A 15,804-nucleotide genomic window follows, 5' to 3' on the forward strand; every position below is an offset into this window, starting at 1 on the left:
TCATCGCGGCCACGGACCTCGTGCGCAATACTTTCTGAATTCCTCGTTCCGCGTCGTGACGCCGCGGGGCCTCTGGAGCATTTAATGACCTTTGCGAGCCGCTCGCGCCTGCCGGCGGGACCGCTATTGACCGCGCTATTGGTACTGGCTTTTCTGGGATTGTTCTTGATTGTCCCGGTTGGCACCGTTTTCTATAGCGCATTTGTCAACGCGGACGGGAGTTTTACCTTAGGCCACTTCGGGGCGTTTTTCGCCCAGCCTCTGATGCAGGAGGCCTTTTTCAATAGTCTTTATGTTGCGGGATGGTCAGCGCTGATTGCTTCGCTGATCGCCATTCCGCTGGCTTATTTCACCGTGCGCTTCGAATTCCGAGGGGCGCTCATTATTCAGACTTTAGGGGTATTGCCACTGATCATGCCGCCCTTCGTGGGTGCGGTGGCCATGCAATTGATATTCGGCCGCTCGGGCAGCGTGAACCTCTTATTGTCTGACTGGTTCGATTTCACACTGCCTTTCATGGAAGGCCTCAACGGTGTGATTTTCGTCGAGTCCATTCACTACTTTCCGTTCATCCTGATGAACCTGGTGGTGGCGCTGAGGAATATCGACGGTTCCATGGAAGAGGCGGCGTTCAATCTGGGCTCACGGGGTTTCAGGCTATTTCGCCGCATTATTTTCCCGCTCGCGCTACCGGGCTACGTCGCCGGCACATCGTTGGTCTTCGTCAAAGTCTTCGATGACCTCGGCACGCCGCTGGTATTGGGTACGACCAACATGCTGGCGCCGCAAGCGTATCTGCGCATCACCCAAGTGGGCCTTGAAGATCCGCTGGGATATGTGATCAGCGTCATCATGATTGGCTTCTCGATACTCGCGTTATGGTTATCGGCACGCGTGCTCAAGGGCAAGGACTACTCCACGCTGCAGAAAGGCGGCAGCTCGATTCAAAAGCGGCGGCTCAAGCCGGCCGAAAGCGTGCTCGCCTATGGCTGGATCACGCTGGTGCTGTTGTTGGTGTTGTCGCCCCACATCGGCGTGCTGTTGCTGTCGCTGGCTACCGTATGGAGCTATGCGCCGCTGCCCGATGGCTTTACGCTGGAACATTACGCGGCGGTGTTCAGCGATTCGCACGGCATGATCACCAATACGCTGTTGTATTGCGGATTGGCGGCTGGCGTGGACGTGATCTTGGGTACGGCGATCGCGTATTTGATGTTGCGCACGCGGCTACCGGCGCGGCAATGGCTGGATTTTCTCGCATCGGCCGCGCTCGCCATCCCCGGCATCGTGCTGGCCATTGGCATGCTGCGTACGTTCCGCGGCTGGGAATTCCCGCTGACGGGCACGCTGATCACCTCGTCGTGGCTATTGATCATGATCGCGTATTCCGTGCGGCGACTGCCGTATGCGTTGCGCTCGTGTGTGGCCGCCTTGCAGCAGATCAATGTGTCGTTGGAGGAAGCCGCCGAATCGCTGGGTGCGAACCGCCTGCGCACCATCCGGCGCGTCGTGGTGCCGCTGATGGCCGGAGGCATGCTGGCGGGATTCGTCACGAGCTTCGTCACCGCTGCCGTGGAGCTCTCGGCCACCATCATGCTGGTCACGCGTGACAGTCAGGCGCCCATGAGCTACGGCATTTATCTCTACATGCAAAGCGCGGCCGGACGCGGCCCGGGCGCGGCTCTGGGGGTACTGGCCGTGGTCGCTGTCGGTATCGGTACATACATTTCGCACCTGCTGGTCGAACGCGCGTCCGCGCGCCAGCGACCCGCACGCAACGAGGGATCAGAATGAAAAAAGTCAGCGTCGAATGCCGCAACATCCGGCTCTCCTACGGCAAGACCGAGGTGCTGAAAGACATCAACATCTACATCGAACCCGGCGAGTTTTTTGCGCTGCTGGGCCCCTCGGGCTCGGGCAAATCCACCTTGCTACGCCTGATTGCCGGTTTTAATCAGCATAGCCACGGGCAACTGCTGGTGGACGGCAAAGACATCAGCGGCACGCCGCCTTGGGGTCGCAATATCGGCATGGTGTTTCAGAACTACGCGCTATGGCCGCACATGACTGTGTGGGACAACGTCGCCTTCGGGCTCGTTGAACGCCGGCTGCCCCGCGCTGAGATCCGCGACAAGGTCGAAGCCGCGCTCGATCTGGTAGGCCTGTCCCAGTATGCCAACCGCCGACCCAATCAGTTGTCGGGCGGCCAGCAGCAACGCGTGGCGCTGGCGCGCACCATCGTCATCGAACCGCAAGTGCTGCTGCTCGACGAGCCCTTGTCCAACCTCGATAAAAAGCTGCGCGTGCAAATGCGCCAGGACCTGCTTAGCCTGCAACGTCGCCTGGGCATCACCACGATTTTCGTCACGCACGACCAGGAAGAGGCAATGACCACGGCCGATCGCATGGCGGTCATGGACCACGGCGTGGTCCAGCAGATAGGCGCGCCCACCACCCTGTTCGATTACCCGGTCAACCGTTTCGTCGCGAACTTCGTCGGCACGATGAATGTACTGGAAGGCACCGTGCGCGAGCGCAGCAGCAGCAACGTCGTGCTCAATGTCGCCGGTGTCGGCGATCTGCAATTACCGCTGGTCAGCGAGCCCCCTGCGGGCGAACGGCTCGCCGCCAGTTTCCGGCCGCATACCGTCCATATCGACATGGCCGACGGCCTGGGCGATGCGCGTTACGTTTGGCTGCCCGGCGTGGTTGAAGCCAGCGAATTCCTGGGTGAATTCACGCGTTACCAAGTCCAGGTCGGCGAGCATCGGGTGACCGCGGATCAGTCCCATTTAGCAGGACTGTCCCCCTTCCCCGTGGGCGCCCCTGTATCCATCGGTTTGGAGCCATCGCAGATACGTTTGCTGCCGGCATAATTGCCGACATGGAAATTTATCAAATTCGCGCCTTCGTCACGGTTGCCCGGTTGGGCAACCTGACCAAGGCCGCGGACGCACTATCCATCACCCAGCCTGCCGTCACCGCGCAAATCAAGGCGCTGGAACAAAGCCTGGGCGTCGCGCTCTTCGATCGCACGGGCGGCCGGCTGGCCTTGGCCAAGGCCGGCGAAGCCCTGCTACCGACCGCCGAATCGCTGCTAGTGCTCGGTGCGCAGCTCAAAGCCGAGGCCCAACACTTGCAAGGTAGCTTGCACGGCATCGTCGAGCTGGGCATTCCCAGCGAGCAACCCGATTTCCTCAGGCTCGGCGAACTCGCCGCCGCGGTACGGGACCAACTGCCACTGATCGAGTTGAAAACCGTCACCCTATCGGCCCTACAACTGCACGAAACCGTCAGCACCGGCCGCCTGCACGCCGCGCTGACCATCGTGGTCAATCCGCCGCGCGGCACACACTGGCTGCCCTTGCGCAGCGTCCGCTACCGCATCGCCATGCCCGCGGGCCTGGCCACCGCGCTAAAACGCGGGGGCTGGCGCGACGTCGCTCAACTCCCCTGGCTCGACGGCCCCGCCGGGTGCCATACGCACCTGCTGCTACGCGACATGTTCGAGCGCCACGGCCTCGCACCCCGCGTCGTCATGCAACACGACGACCAAGCGAACCTGAACGCCCTTGTCCGAGCCGGCGCGGGCTGCGCCCTTATCCGCGAGGAAATCGCGATGGCCGGTGCGGCCGCTGGCGATTTCATCGTCTGGGGCCAGGCACGCGCGGACGCCACCCTTGGATTCATGATTTCCAACGAACGCGCCAGCGAACCCGTGCTAGTCGCGTTAAGCTCTCTCATGCAAAACATCTGGAAAGCGCGCCGCGCCGACCCCCACCCTCACCAAGCATTGGCATGACAGAAATCTGGTTTATCCGCCACGGCGAAACCGCCTGGAACCGCGAAGGCCGCCTGCAAGGCTGGAAAGACATCGCGCTGAACGACGCCGGCATCGACCAAGCCTCCCAACTGGCCGCCCGCATCGCGACCCTGGACACGAAGTTCGACGCACTCTATAGCAGCGATCTCCAACGCGCCCATACCACCGCCGAACCCATCTCTACGGCTCTCGAGCTGCGCATCCGCACCGAGCCCGGCCTGCGCGAACGCTGCTACGGCATCCTCGAAGGCCTGGATCTCGGCCGCATTGACGAACTCGCCCCCGAAGCCGCAGCCGCCCGCCGCAGCCGCGACCCCAATCGCCCGATCGAAGGCGGCGAATCCCTAGGCCAGTTTCAATCCCGCGTGCTGGCTACCGTCCACGACCTCGCCCAACGCCACGATAACGAACGCATCCTGGCCGTCACCCACGGCGGCGTCCTCGACATCATCTGGCGCCACGCCAATGGCGTCGCGCTAGACGCCCATCGCCCCGTGCCGTTACTGAACGCCAGCATCAACCGCATCGCCATCGAGGGTCGCAAATGGCAGGTTCTGGATTGGGGCGACGTGTCGCACCTGGAGGCCGAATCGACCAGCGATATCGTGCCCTGAAGGCGAATACCAAGGGTTCTGCTCGCGCTGAAGCGATCCACGCTGGCGCTAACACTGTGTGAAAACGGCACCTCAAGGTGCCGTTTGCTTAACCAATATCATTGCCGGGCACGGCCTGACGCCGTCTAGTGTGAGTGAGGTCAGGGCACGCTGCGCCCATCCGCGCCAACCGACGCGACGCTTCCTTCTCGACCATTCGCTTCAATGCCTGCTGAAGCAAAGCCGACCCATCCTGAATGCCGGAAAAGTCGCGCGCCTTTGCGATCAGCTCGCTGTCCAAATTCACCGTGACACGCATACCACCCTCCTATCGCTGCATTCTCCAACACCAAATTCAACAATTGATGCCAAACAACAAGCCCACCAGCCCTCGCAAGCCACCACCGCAGTCCCGGCCGTTGGTCTGAGGGGCACACTGGCCCGTTGAGCGGCGGGAAGTCGCCGCAGGCGACCGAGGCCCCTGCTCGTGGGCCGAGCCGCTGCGACAGGGCCGGTGTGCCCCTCAGGCCAACGGCCGGGACGTCAATAGCACGACACCCACGGCCCCAACACCGCCCTAATCACCTCTGCCCCACCCGAGGCTTACGCGGCGCCCCTCGAGCCGCCAAGTCATACACCCAGTTAGGCAACAACCGCATCAACCGCGCCACCACCCCCATCTGCCACGGGATCACCGTATAAGACGTCCCCCGTTCAATCGCCACCTGAGCCCGCGCCGCAAACGCATTGGCATCCATCAGGAACGGCATCGAATACGGATTCTTCTCCGTCATCGCCGTCCGTATATACCCCGGCGCAATCGTCACCACTCGCACTCCGACGGGAGCCATCTCCAACCGCAAGCTCTCGCAATACGCGATCACCGCCGCCTTGGACGAGCTATAAGCCCCCGCCCCCGGCAGCCCTCGGATTCCCGCCACGCTCGCAATCCCCACCAATCGCCCACTACGCGCCCGCTTCATCGCCCCAATGAACGGCTCGAACGTCGCCACCGTCGCCAGCAGATTCGTATCCACGATCGCTTTGAACACCTCGAAATCTTCGACATGTTCCGTCAACGTGCCCGCACTGATCCCCGCGCTGGCGATCACCACATCCACCCGGCCGCCATTCGCCGCCAGAAAATCCTCCGCCGCCGCGTGCAATGCCGTGCGGTCACGCACATCCAGCGCATAACACCGATGCTCGCCTGGCAAGGAATCCGCCAATTCACGCAAAGCCTCCCCCCGCCGCGCTACCAAGCCAAGCGTGGCCCCCGCGCACGCGTACCGCCAGGCCAATGCCCGCCCCAGCCCGCTAGACGCACCCGTAATAAACACTGCAGTCATGGCAATCCGTTCAAAAGACTTTTCGCGAGCTTAACAGCCCACGGCTGCCCATTCGCCATGCATAGACACAGCAGACAGCGCTCACGCATAAGAACAAAGGAAGTCATTCTGACAGATGCCGTCTAACTAGCCGCACATCCTAGAAAACCGCTGGCGGCGGCGCACAGCCCGCAATATCAATCCATCAGATCCCGCCACTTCACCATCCGTTCCCCCAGATCGATCGCATCGCCATCCACGCTGAACCGTCCGTCACCCTGATGATGGATCAGTCGCGTTTCCTCCCGCGAGGTGTCGATCCAGATCCGCTGGACCTGCAACACCCACAAATCGTAGCGACGCACCCAGTCTTCGTCTGCCACCCGGCATTCCAGGTTGGCCCAGCACTCGCCCACCAGCGGTGCGTGCACCATCTCGGCCGGCAGGGGTGTCAACCCGAAGTGCGCGAATTTATCGAGCGTACTCCCCGAGCAATTGCCGATATCGACCACCTTCTCGGCCAAATCCACTGTCGGTACGGCCAGTACACACTCGCCGGTCTCCGATAGCGCCCGGTGGCTATGGTCCCACGGCCCAAGGATCACCCCGACTAGCGGCGGGTCGTGCAACATCATCATGTGAAATCCCAGGGTCATCACATTGGCGCTGCCGTCGGCGGCACGGGTCGATACCAACAGGACCGGACCGGATTCCAGGATGCGGTACGCCTTTTCTGCGGGCAAAGTGTCTGGCATGGCAGAGTCTCCTTAGGGAGAGCGCACGGCGGGCCACGCCGGACGCGGGCCCCTGAGTACGGGGCAGTATTCGTTGAAAGCCGTGGCCTGAGGTGCACTGCGCCACAACACGCGGTAGTAGGACATTGCCTGCAAGTTCTGTTCCCCTGGCGTATTGGCGGGCCTGCATAAAAAAACAGGCCCCGCAGGGCCTTGTTTTCATTCGAGCACGAAACCGCCTTACTGCTGCGGCAAGCTCGCATGCAGTTCCTGCAGAGGATAGACCTGCAGGCCCAGCCCCTGACGCAGATACTGCATCCCTTCCACCGCCGCGCGCGCACCCGCGATGGTCGTAAAGAACGTCACACGGGCCGCCAGCGACTGCGTACGAATCGTGCGCGAGTCCGCGATGGCGTTGCGGCGTTCCTCGACCGTGTTGATCACCAGCGAGATTTCGCCGTTCTTGACCATATCCACGATGTGAGGACGACCTTCGGTGACCTTGTTGACGATTTGCACGGGAATTCCAGCCGCCTCGATCTGGGCTGCCGTGCCACGCGTGGCGACGAGCTTGAAGCCCAGCTCATGCAAACCGCGAGCGACTTGCACCGCGCGCACCTTGTCCTGATCCTTCACGCTGATAAAGGCCGTGCCGCCCTCGGGCAAACGCACACCAGCTGCGAGCTGCGATTTGACGAAAGCCTCGCCAAAGCTCATGCCCACGCCCATCACTTCGCCCGTCGACTTCATTTCCGGGCCGAGAATCGTATCCACGCCCGGGAACTTCACGAACGGGAACACGGCTTCCTTCACCGAGAAATAATGCGGAACGATTTCGCGGGTAATGCCTTGGTCCGCCAGCGTGCGGCCAGCCATCGCGCGAGCGGCGATCTTGGCCAACTGCAGGCCGGTCGCCTTGGACACATACGGCACCGTACGCGAGGCGCGCGGGTTGACTTCCAGCACGTACACATCGCCACCCTGGATGGCGAACTGCACGTTCATCAGGCCGCTCACGTTCAACGCACGCGCCATCATCGTCGTCTGACGCTTGATCTCGGCAATAATTTCCGGCGACAGCGAATACGGCGGCAGGCTGCAAGCCGAGTCGCCAGAGTGCACGCCAGCCTGCTCGATGTGTTCCATGACGCCCCCGATGAACACCGTCTGACCATCGGCCAGGCAGTCCACATCGACCTCGGTCGCATCGTTCAGGAAGCGATCCAGCAGCACGGGTGAATCATTGCTGACCTTCACGGCCTCGCGCATATAGCGTTCGAGATCCTGCTGCTCGTGCACGATTTCCATCGCGCGGCCGCCCAGCACGTAGCTGGGACGCACCACCAGCGGGTAACCGATTTCGGCAGCATGAGCCAGCGCCTCGCCTTCGGTACGCGCGGTACGGTTAGGCGGTTGACGCAGACCCAGCTTGTTCAGCAGTTTCTGGAAGCGCTCGCGGTCTTCGGCCACGTCGATCGACTCGGGGCTCGTGCCGATGATGGGCACACCGTTGGCTTCCAGCGCGCGGGCGAGCTTCAGCGGAGTTTGACCGCCATACTGCACGATCATGCCGACCGGGTTTTCCTTGTGTACGATTTCCAGCACGTCTTCGAGCGTCAGCGGCTCGAAATACAGACGGTCGGAGGTGTCGTAGTCCGTCGAGACCGTTTCGGGGTTGCAGTTGACCATGATGGTTTCGTAACCATCGTCGCGCAGTGCCAGCGCGGCATGCACGCAGCAATAGTCGAACTCGATACCCTGACCGATGCGGTTCGGGCCGCCACCCAGCACGATGATCTTCTTACGATCGGTGGGCTGCGATTCGCACTCTTCCTCATAGGTCGAGTACATGTAGGCCGTACGCGTGGCGAATTCCGCCGCGCAGGTGTCGACGCGCTTGTACACCGGGCGCACGTTCAGCTGATGACGCAGCTTGCGAACTTCGGATTCCGCGGTATCGAGCAGGAAGGCCAGACGGCGATCCGAGAAGCCCATGCGCTTGAGTTGCCACAGGGTTTCGAAATCCAGATCGGACAGCGTCTTTTGTTCGAGCGCGAGCTCAATGTCGACGATTTCCTTGATCTGCGACAGGAACCAGGGGTCGATCTTCGTGATCTGGTGGACTTCGTCCAGGCTAAAGCCCTGGGCAAAGGCGTCGCCCACGTACCAGATACGCTCGGGACCGGGCTCGCCCAGTTCGACCTGCAGTTTTTCGCGGTCGGTGGTTTTTTGGTTCAGACCATCGACACCGACTTCCAGACCGCGCAGGGCTTTCTGGAACGATTCCTTGAAGGTGCGGCCGATCGCCATCACCTCGCCCACCGACTTCATCTGCGTGGTCAAACGCGAATCGGCCTGCGGGAATTTTTCGAATGCGAAACGCGGCACCTTGGTGACCACGTAGTCGATCGACGGTTCGAACGAGGCCGGCGTAGCGCCGCCGGTGATCTCGTTGCGCAGTTCGTCGAGCGTGTAGCCCACGGCCAGACGCGCGGCAACCTTGGCGATCGGGAAACCCGTGGCTTTGGAAGCCAGCGCCGACGAACGCGACACGCGCGGGTTCATCTCGATGACGATCATGCGGCCGTTTTGCGGGTTGACCGCGAACTGCACGTTCGAGCCGCCCGTATCGACGCCGATCTCGCGCAACACCGCGATCGAGGCGTTACGCATGATCTGGTATTCCTTGTCCGTCAGCGTCTGGGCAGGCGCGACAGTGATGGAATCGCCGGTGTGGACGCCCATGGGGTCCAGGTTTTCGATCGAGCAAACGATGATGCAGTTATCGGCCTTGTCGCGCACGACCTCCATCTCGAACTCTTTCCAGCCGAGGAGCGATTCCTCGATCAGCAGTTCGCTGGTGGGCGAGGCTTCCAGGCCGCGACGGCAGATGGTCTCGAACTCTTCGGCGTTGTAGGCGATACCGCCGCCCGAGCCGCCCATGGTGAAGCTGGGACGGATCACGGCCGGGAAGCCCGACGTGCCGGTCTCGGCCGCGATGCGGCGCTGGACTTCCCAGGCCTCTTCCATGCTGTGGGCCACGCCCGATTTCGCCGATTCCAGACCGATGTCGGTCATGGCCTGCTTGAATTTCTGGCGATCTTCGGCTTTTTCGATGGCGTGTTCGTTCGCGCCGATCAGCTCGACGTTGTGCTTGGCCAGCACGCCGTGACGGGCGAGATCCAACGCGCAGTTCAATGCGGTCTGTCCGCCCATGGTGGGCAACAGCGCATCGGGCTTTTCGCGTTCGATGATCTTTTCCACCGCCTGCCAGGTGATGGGCTCGATGTAGGTCACATCGGCCGTCTCCGGGTCGGTCATGATGGTGGCGGGGTTGCTGTTGACCAGAATGGTGCGGTAACCCTCGGCCTTGAGGGCCTTACACGCCTGGGCGCCGGAATAGTCGAATTCGCATGCCTGCCCGATGATGATGGGGCCGGCACCGATGATGAGAATGCTTTTTAGGTCTGTACGCTTGGGCATGATGCGATCTTTATTTCTTCTGGCCGGCCATCTGGCTGATGAATTTGTCGAACAGCACGATGATGTCGTGCGGTCCGGGGCTGGCCTCGGGGTGGCCCTGGAAGCAGAACGCCGGACGGTCAGTCAGCTCGAAGCCCTGCAGCGTGCCGTCAAACAGCGACACGTGCGTGGTACGCGCGTTTTCCGGCAACGTAGCCGCATCCACGCCGAACCCGTGGTTCTGACTGGTGATGAAAACGCGTTTGGATTGCACGTCTTGCACCGGGTGGTTCGCACCGTGGTGGCCGGTCTTCATCTTGACGGTCTTCGCGCCCACGGCCAGGCCCATGATCTGGTGGCCCAGGCAAATACCGAAGGTCGGGATCTTGCGCTCCAGAAACACGCGGGTCGCCTCGATGGCGTAGTCGCAGGGGCCTGGATCACCCGGGCCGTTGGCCAGGAACACGCCGTCCGGATTGAGCTTCAAGACTTCGTCGGCCGTCGTCTGCGCCGGCACCAGCGTGATGCGGCATCCGCGATCGGCCAGCAAGCGCAGGATGTTGTACTTCACGCCGAAGTCATAGGCGACCACGTGGAACTGGTTTTGGTCGGGCGTGGTGAAGCTGGACCCCAGTTGCCAGGTGCCCTGCTTCCATTCCGTCGTCTCTTTGATCGAGACGACCTTGGCCAGATCCTGACCGGACATGCCAGGGAAGCTGCGAGCCAGCTCGACAGCGCGCTCGGCGTCATCGCCGACCAGAATGCAGGCGCCCTGAGCGCCGCCTTCACGCAGAATACGCGTGAGTTTGCGTGTATCCACGCCAGAAATAGCTACGATACCCTGTGCCGCCAAGTACTCCGGCAACGACTGCGTCGCGCGGAAATTCGACACACGTGACGGACAATCGCGCACGACTAGGCCCGAAGCGAGCACGCGGGAGGTTTCCACGTCTTCTTCGTTTACGCCCGTATTACCAATGTGCGGATAAGTCAGCGTGACGATCTGGCCGTTATAGCTCGGATCAGTCAAAATTTCCTGGTAGCCAGTCATGGCCGTATTGAATACGACCTCGGCGACCGTATAACCAGGCGCACCTATAGATACGCCTCGGAAAATGGTACCGTCCGCCAAAGCTAGAATTGCTGGAGGGAAGCGATCGGCGCCCTCGGGAAAAAGTTGCGGCAGCACAGTAAACCCCGGTTTCAGAATCGATAATCAAACCTTGAAATTATACCCTGGCGGGGCCATCCCCTACGGAAGCCGCGCCAATCAAGGCCAAACCCCGCGTTTTCCGGGGTCGAAAGAGGCTCTGGCAGGTGATAACCTAGCTCTTTCTCAACCCTAGTCTACGCTCATCCGTCACATGTCCAGCCAGCTTGAAGCATTACGCCGCCATACCACGGTGGTTGCCGACACCGGCGATTTCGAAGCAATACGCGCTTTGCGCCCGACTGACGCGACGACCAACCCGTCGCTGATTCTCAAGGCAGTACAGAAAGACACCTATCGTCCCTTGTTGCAACAGGTCGTACGAGATCATCGGGGCGCGACGGCGGCGGAGCTGACTGACAGACTGTTGGTGGCGTTTGGACGCGAGATTCTGAATATTGTTCCCGGACGTGTCTCGACCGAAGTCGATGCGCGCTTGTCTTTTGATACGCGCGCGACTGTCGAGCGAGGCCGGGCGTTGATCGCGCTGTACGAGGCGGCAGGCATCCCGCGCGAGCGCGTGCTGATCAAGATCGCATCGACCTGGGAAGGCATCCAGGCCGCGCGAGTGCTGCAGTCGGATGGGATCCGCTGCAATCTGACGCTCTTGTTCTCGCTGCCGCAGGCGATGGCTTGCGCGGACGCGGGCGTCCAGCTGATTTCGCCGTTTGTGGGGCGGATTTATGACTGGTACAAAAAGGCGGCGGGCGCCGACTGGGTCGAAGCCGAACGCGCCGGGGACAACGACCCGGGCGTCGAATCGGTGACCGAGATCTATCGCTATTACAAGCGTAATGGCGTGCCGACCGAGATCATGGGCGCGAGCTTTCGCAATGCCGGCCAGATCCGCGCGCTGGCGGGCTGCGATCTGCTGACCATCAGCCCGGAGCTGTTGACCGAGCTGGATCAGACCGAGGGCGATGTGCCCGCTCGACTGAGCCCGGCATACCTGGGCGACAACGTTCCCACGTACCATAAACCGGACGAAATCTGGTTCCGGACGGAACTGAACGCTAACGCCATGGCGACTGAGAAGCTGGCCGAGGGCATTCGCCTGTTCTCGGCGGACGCGGTCAAGCTGGATAAGCTGCTCGCGCAGGCCGCCTGACGGCGTTTTGTCAGGGGTGCGACGATCACGTCGCCCCCCCCGATTTGCCCCACCGCGGAATGCCTGCGATGGGGTAAGCCGATCAAAGCTTCTCGGTTTCGCCCATCTTGGGTTGCCACTTCATCAGGCGCTTTTCGCCGATGCCGACGATAAAGTCGAGCAATAGCGCGAACGCCGTCAAGACAACGATGCCGGCAAACACCGTGTTGACGTCAAACGTGCCTTCGGCCTGCAGAATCAGGTAGCCCACACCGCTGGCCGAGCCCAGATATTCACCGACCACGGCCCCGACAAAGGCCAAGCCCACCGAGGTATGCAAGCTGGAAAACACCCAGCTCGTGGCCGATGGCAGATAGACATGACGCAGCAACTGACGCCGGTTCGCACCCAGCATCCGGGCGTTATCGAGTAGCGTGGGGCTGACCTCGCGCACGCCTTGGTACACGTTAAAGAAAACGATGAAGAACACCAGCGTCACGGCCAGCGCGACCTTGGACCAGATGCCCAGACCGAACCACATACCGAAGATCGGTGCCAGAATCACGCGCGGCATGGAGTTGGCCGCTTTGATATACGGGTCCAGAATCGCGCTCGCGGTATTGGACAGCCCCAGCCACAGCCCAAATCCCAGCCCCGAAATCGTGCCGATAAAGAATGCCAGCACGGTTTCCGACAAGGTCACCCACAGATGGCGATAGATGTCCCCGTTGGTAACGAACCAGGCCCAGATACGGCCCCAGACCTCCAAGGGCTGACCAAAAAAGAAAGCAACCTTCGGGTCTAACGAGGCCACATACCACACGGCCACAATGATCACGAGCAGCAGCAGCTGCCAGAAGCGCAGGCCCAAACGAGAGCCCGGGTTAAACAATTTCGACATATCAGGCTCGCTTTTGCTGGGCATAGCCCTTGAGCACTTCTTCACGCAACACACCCCAGATCGCCGCATGCAGTTCCACGAAGCGTGGATGGGTGCGCACCTCGGCCACATCGCGGGGACGCGGCAAGTCAATCGCGAATTCGCCGATCGGATGCGTGCCGGGGCCGGCGGACAGCACCACCACGCGGTCACTCATGGCGATGGCTTCGTCCAGGTCATGCGTGATGAAAAGCACGGCCTTACGCTTGGCCATCCATAGTTCGAGGACCTCGTTTTCCATCAGCTGACGCGTCTGGATATCGAGGGCCGAAAATGGCTCGTCCATCAAAATGATGTCGGGATCGCGGATGAGGGTTTGCGCCAGCATGGCGCGTTTGCGCATCCCGCCAGACATCTGGTGCGGATAGCGTTCCTCGAAGCCGCCCAGACCCACGCGACGCATCCATTCGCGGCCGCGTTCTAGCGCTTCTTCGCGCGGCACGCCGGCAAACTCGAGCCCGGCGATCACGTTTTCCAGGGCGCTGCGCCATGGCAGCAACACCTCGCCCTGGAACATGTAGCCGGCTCGGGTGTTGATGTCTTGCAGCGGCTGCCCGAAAACCTTGACCTCGCCCGAGGAGGGCCGCAGCAAACCGGCTCCGACGTTCAGCAGCGTCGATTTGCCGCAGCCCGTGGGGCCGACGACCGAGACAAACTCGCCGGGCGCGACGGACAGCGTGGTGTCTTGCACGGCGGTATAGCGTTTGCCTCCGCCGTCGCGCGACACAAAGGTACACGTGATATTTTCGAATGAAAGTGCAGCATCAGGCATTGGGATACTTCTCGTTAGCGCGACGGGCGAACTCGTTGGTCCAGGCCTTGGCCGGATCGATCTTCGCGGCGTCAAAGCCCTTGACGTAGGCAGCCAGCGCGCGGGTCGCGGTCGCAGCGCCGTCTTCGGGGATCATGCCATTGGGCGACAGGCCGTCCATGCTTTTTTGCAGCGCGGTTTTGTAGACCTCGGGTTCGCCCAGCAGATACTGGGTGGGCACCGTTTTGGCGATCTCATCTATGCTGACTTCGTGAATCCACTTGTCGGCGCGGACCATGGCGTTGGTCAAGGCCTGCACGGTATTGGGATTCGCATCGATGAAGGCCTGCGGCGCGTACAGCGAACCGGCGGGCATATCGCCACCAAAGATTTCGCGTGTGTCCTTGAGGGTACGCGTATCCACGATCACGTCGATATCGCCTGCGAGCTCCAGCATCGACACGACGGGGTCGGTGTTCGAGATCGCATCGATTTGACCGCTGCGCAACGCGGTCACCGCGCCAGCACCCGCACCCACGCCGATGAACGACACATCGCTGTCTTTCAAGCCATGCTGGGCGAGGAAGAAGCTCACGACCATGTTGGTGGAAGAACCGGGCGCGGTGACGCCGATTTTCTTGCCCTTCAGATCGGCAGGACTTTTGTAGTTGGGCATCGTTTTCTTCGACACGCCAAAGCCCACCATGGGGGCACGTCCTTGCAATACGAAGGCGCGATAGAACTGGCCTTTGGATTGCATATGCAGCGTGTGTTCAAAAGCGCCGGAGACGACATCGGCGCTGCCACCCACCACGGCCTGCAGGGCCTTGGAGCCGCCGGCGAAGTCCGCAATACTGACGTCCAGGCCTTCGTCTTTGAAATAGCCTTTGATTTCCGCGATGGTCAGCGGAAGGTAGTAAACCAGTGCTTTGCCGCCGACGGCGATCTGAACTTGCTTCTTTTCCAGGGCCTGGGCGCGAACGATGGCGGGGGCCATGCTCAATGCACCGGCAGCACCGGTCAATTTCAGCAAATCACGACGGGTGATCGACATTTAGCATCTCCTTTGCCGCATGGCGGCGTGGACGTCCATGGCGACTGCGCAGTCGTCCTGGCGTCATTTATATGTGCATTCATCCAGGGCGGCAGAGGGTGGCGGGCTGAATGCCGATTCAGACGGCGCCTCCTGCCGGGCGGGATCATCATACTCCAGTGGTTATCTTGGCTGCTCTCAGGGGGGGTAGATGGCTGTGCGCTGGAAGAGGCTTTGGTGCGGTTGGGAGTTACTGCTATTGCTGGCTTAGGGGAGCGTTCTTTTGACGTCCGGGGGCGGTGTGCGTGGGCGGTGCCGGCCCTGTCGCAACGGCTCGGCCCATGATCAGGGGCCTCGGTCCCCTTCGGGGACTTCCCGTCGCTCTACGGGCCGGCACCGCCCACGCACACCGCCCCCGGACTCGTGATGAGGCAGGCCGCGGTTGCAGTGAATTGGCGGGGGGGCTCTGAATATCGCCTGGCACTGGCGTATTGCGTCGCGCCGCGTATGCAACGCGGTATGCCTTGACTACGCTGAGAATGCCGAGGCGGCCCGTGCTGCGAGGAAGTTTGCGCCGGCTGTGAGCTCAGCCGTAACGTTCGAGACTACAAGCATTCGCGAGAGCGCACACCCGTCAAATTACGCTAACGCAAGCAGGAGGCGGGCGAGTAAAGGGGCAGCGGCCCGTAGAGCGGCGGGAAGTCCCCGAAGGGGACCGAGGCCCCTGCTCGTGGGCCGAGCGGGTCTGTCAGTAATTTCGTGTTTAGGGCATAACATACCGCCAAGGAGTATGTATGCCACGCAAACCCAAGACCCCGCTGGCCGAGTTGCCGAGCATTCCCG

13 protein-coding genes are annotated in these 15,804 nt (G+C 61.5%); 5 read left to right on the forward strand and 8 right to left on the reverse strand.

Annotation, left to right across the window (positions count from 1 at the left end; translation table 11 throughout):
- The first annotated feature begins 84 nt into the window (after window positions 1-84).
- The 4 genes from GOQ25_RS08820 to GOQ25_RS08835 are packed head-to-tail and all read left to right on the forward strand — an operon-like array spanning window position 85 to window position 4,437.
- Window positions 85-1,794, forward strand: coding sequence for an iron ABC transporter permease (locus GOQ25_RS08820; RefSeq protein ID WP_160350092.1), 1,710 nt, complete (start codon window positions 85-87; stop codon window positions 1,792-1,794).
- Complete coding sequence (locus GOQ25_RS08825; protein ID WP_160350093.1) at window positions 1,791-2,876, forward strand: ABC transporter ATP-binding protein; 1,086 nt, start codon at window positions 1,791-1,793, stop codon at window positions 2,874-2,876. Before GOQ25_RS08820 ends, GOQ25_RS08825 begins: the two co-directional genes overlap by 4 nt.
- An 8-nt stretch (window positions 2,877-2,884) precedes the next feature.
- The gene (locus GOQ25_RS08830) at window positions 2,885-3,802 is read left to right on the forward strand and encodes a LysR family transcriptional regulator (RefSeq protein ID WP_160350094.1); all 918 of its coding nucleotides are present in this window, start codon (window positions 2,885-2,887) and stop codon (window positions 3,800-3,802) included.
- Window positions 3,799-4,437, forward strand: coding sequence for a histidine phosphatase family protein (locus tag GOQ25_RS08835; RefSeq protein WP_160350095.1), 639 nt, complete (start codon window positions 3,799-3,801; stop codon window positions 4,435-4,437). The genes GOQ25_RS08830 and GOQ25_RS08835 overlap by 4 nt, the downstream gene beginning before the upstream one ends.
- 88 nt (window positions 4,438-4,525) lie before the next feature.
- Here the strand turns inward: GOQ25_RS08835 and GOQ25_RS08840 are convergent, their stop codons facing one another.
- The 5 genes from GOQ25_RS08840 to carA all read right to left on the reverse strand — a co-directional run bounded on the left by GOQ25_RS08840 (window position 4,526) and on the right by carA (window position 11,129).
- On the reverse strand, window positions 4,526-4,735 hold the full coding sequence (locus tag GOQ25_RS08840; RefSeq protein ID WP_160350096.1) for a type II toxin-antitoxin system VapB family antitoxin: 210 nt from the start codon (window positions 4,733-4,735) through the stop codon (window positions 4,526-4,528).
- 262 nt (window positions 4,736-4,997) lie between these two features.
- A complete protein-coding gene (locus tag GOQ25_RS08845) occupies window positions 4,998-5,765 on the reverse strand; it encodes an SDR family oxidoreductase (protein ID WP_160350097.1) in 768 nt (255 codons plus the stop codon).
- 176 nt (window positions 5,766-5,941) lie between these two features.
- A complete protein-coding gene (locus tag GOQ25_RS08850) occupies window positions 5,942-6,499 on the reverse strand; it encodes a flavin reductase family protein (RefSeq protein WP_160350098.1) in 558 nt (185 codons plus the stop codon).
- A 219-nt stretch (window positions 6,500-6,718) separates the two neighbouring features.
- Window positions 6,719-9,961, reverse strand: coding sequence for a carbamoyl-phosphate synthase large subunit (carB, locus tag GOQ25_RS08855; RefSeq protein ID WP_160350099.1), 3,243 nt, complete (start codon window positions 9,959-9,961; stop codon window positions 6,719-6,721).
- A gap of 10 nt (window positions 9,962-9,971) precedes the next feature.
- Window positions 9,972-11,129 (reverse strand): glutamine-hydrolyzing carbamoyl-phosphate synthase small subunit, encoded by a 1,158-nt coding sequence (gene carA, locus GOQ25_RS08860; protein WP_160350100.1) that lies wholly within the window; start codon window positions 11,127-11,129, stop codon window positions 9,972-9,974.
- A 175-nt stretch (window positions 11,130-11,304) separates the two neighbouring features.
- On the opposite strand from carA, the gene tal reads away from it, so the two are divergent.
- On the forward strand, window positions 11,305-12,258 hold the full coding sequence (gene tal, locus GOQ25_RS08865; RefSeq protein WP_160350101.1) for a transaldolase: 954 nt from the start codon (window positions 11,305-11,307) through the stop codon (window positions 12,256-12,258).
- Between the two features lie 82 nt (window positions 12,259-12,340).
- On the opposite strand, the gene GOQ25_RS08870 is transcribed toward tal, so the two are convergent.
- Genes GOQ25_RS08870 through GOQ25_RS08880 form a run of 3 tightly spaced genes read right to left on the reverse strand, consistent with a single transcriptional unit; the run spans window position 12,341 to window position 14,982 of the window.
- Window positions 12,341-13,138, reverse strand: coding sequence for an ABC transporter permease (locus GOQ25_RS08870; protein WP_160350102.1), 798 nt, complete (start codon window positions 13,136-13,138; stop codon window positions 12,341-12,343).
- Between the two features lies 1 nt (window position 13,139).
- The gene (locus GOQ25_RS08875) at window positions 13,140-13,949 is read right to left on the reverse strand and encodes an ABC transporter ATP-binding protein (protein ID WP_160350103.1); all 810 of its coding nucleotides are present in this window, start codon (window positions 13,947-13,949) and stop codon (window positions 13,140-13,142) included.
- Entirely contained in the window at window positions 13,942-14,982 is a 1,041-nt protein-coding gene (locus GOQ25_RS08880; protein WP_160350104.1) for an ABC transporter substrate-binding protein, read from the reverse strand. The genes GOQ25_RS08875 and GOQ25_RS08880 overlap by 8 nt, the downstream gene beginning before the upstream one ends.
- Window positions 14,983-15,804: the final 822 nt, after the last annotated feature.

This window comes from Bordetella sp. 15P40C-2 (genome assembly GCF_009763235.1).
GTDB lineage: Bacteria > Pseudomonadota > Gammaproteobacteria > Burkholderiales > Burkholderiaceae_B > Bordetella_A.

Excerpts from the sequence above, each read along its gene's own strand:
- GOQ25_RS08835 (WP_160350095.1), top strand. The coding sequence starts at position 3,799 with ATGACAGAAATCTGGTTTATCCGCCACGGCGAAACCGCCTGGAACCGC.
- GOQ25_RS08825 (WP_160350093.1), top strand. The coding sequence starts at position 1,791 with ATGAAAAAAGTCAGCGTCGAATGCCGCAACATCCGGCTCTCCTACGGC.
- GOQ25_RS08845 (WP_160350097.1), bottom strand. The coding sequence starts at position 5,765 with ATGACTGCAGTGTTTATTACGGGTGCGTCTAGCGGGCTGGGGCGGGCA.
- GOQ25_RS08840 (WP_160350096.1), bottom strand. The coding sequence starts at position 4,735 with ATGCGTGTCACGGTGAATTTGGACAGCGAGCTGATCGCAAAGGCGCGC.
- tal (WP_160350101.1), top strand. The coding sequence starts at position 11,305 with ATGTCCAGCCAGCTTGAAGCATTACGCCGCCATACCACGGTGGTTGCC.
- carB (WP_160350099.1), bottom strand. The coding sequence starts at position 9,961 with ATGCCCAAGCGTACAGACCTAAAAAGCATTCTCATCATCGGTGCCGGC.
- GOQ25_RS08850 (WP_160350098.1), bottom strand. The coding sequence starts at position 6,499 with ATGCCAGACACTTTGCCCGCAGAAAAGGCGTACCGCATCCTGGAATCC.
- GOQ25_RS08830 (WP_160350094.1), top strand. The coding sequence starts at position 2,885 with ATGGAAATTTATCAAATTCGCGCCTTCGTCACGGTTGCCCGGTTGGGC.
- GOQ25_RS08820 (WP_160350092.1), top strand. The coding sequence starts at position 85 with ATGACCTTTGCGAGCCGCTCGCGCCTGCCGGCGGGACCGCTATTGACC.
- GOQ25_RS08880 (WP_160350104.1), bottom strand. The coding sequence starts at position 14,982 with ATGTCGATCACCCGTCGTGATTTGCTGAAATTGACCGGTGCTGCCGGT.
- GOQ25_RS08875 (WP_160350103.1), bottom strand. The coding sequence starts at position 13,949 with ATGCCTGATGCTGCACTTTCATTCGAAAATATCACGTGTACCTTTGTG.
- GOQ25_RS08870 (WP_160350102.1), bottom strand. The coding sequence starts at position 13,138 with ATGTCGAAATTGTTTAACCCGGGCTCTCGTTTGGGCCTGCGCTTCTGG.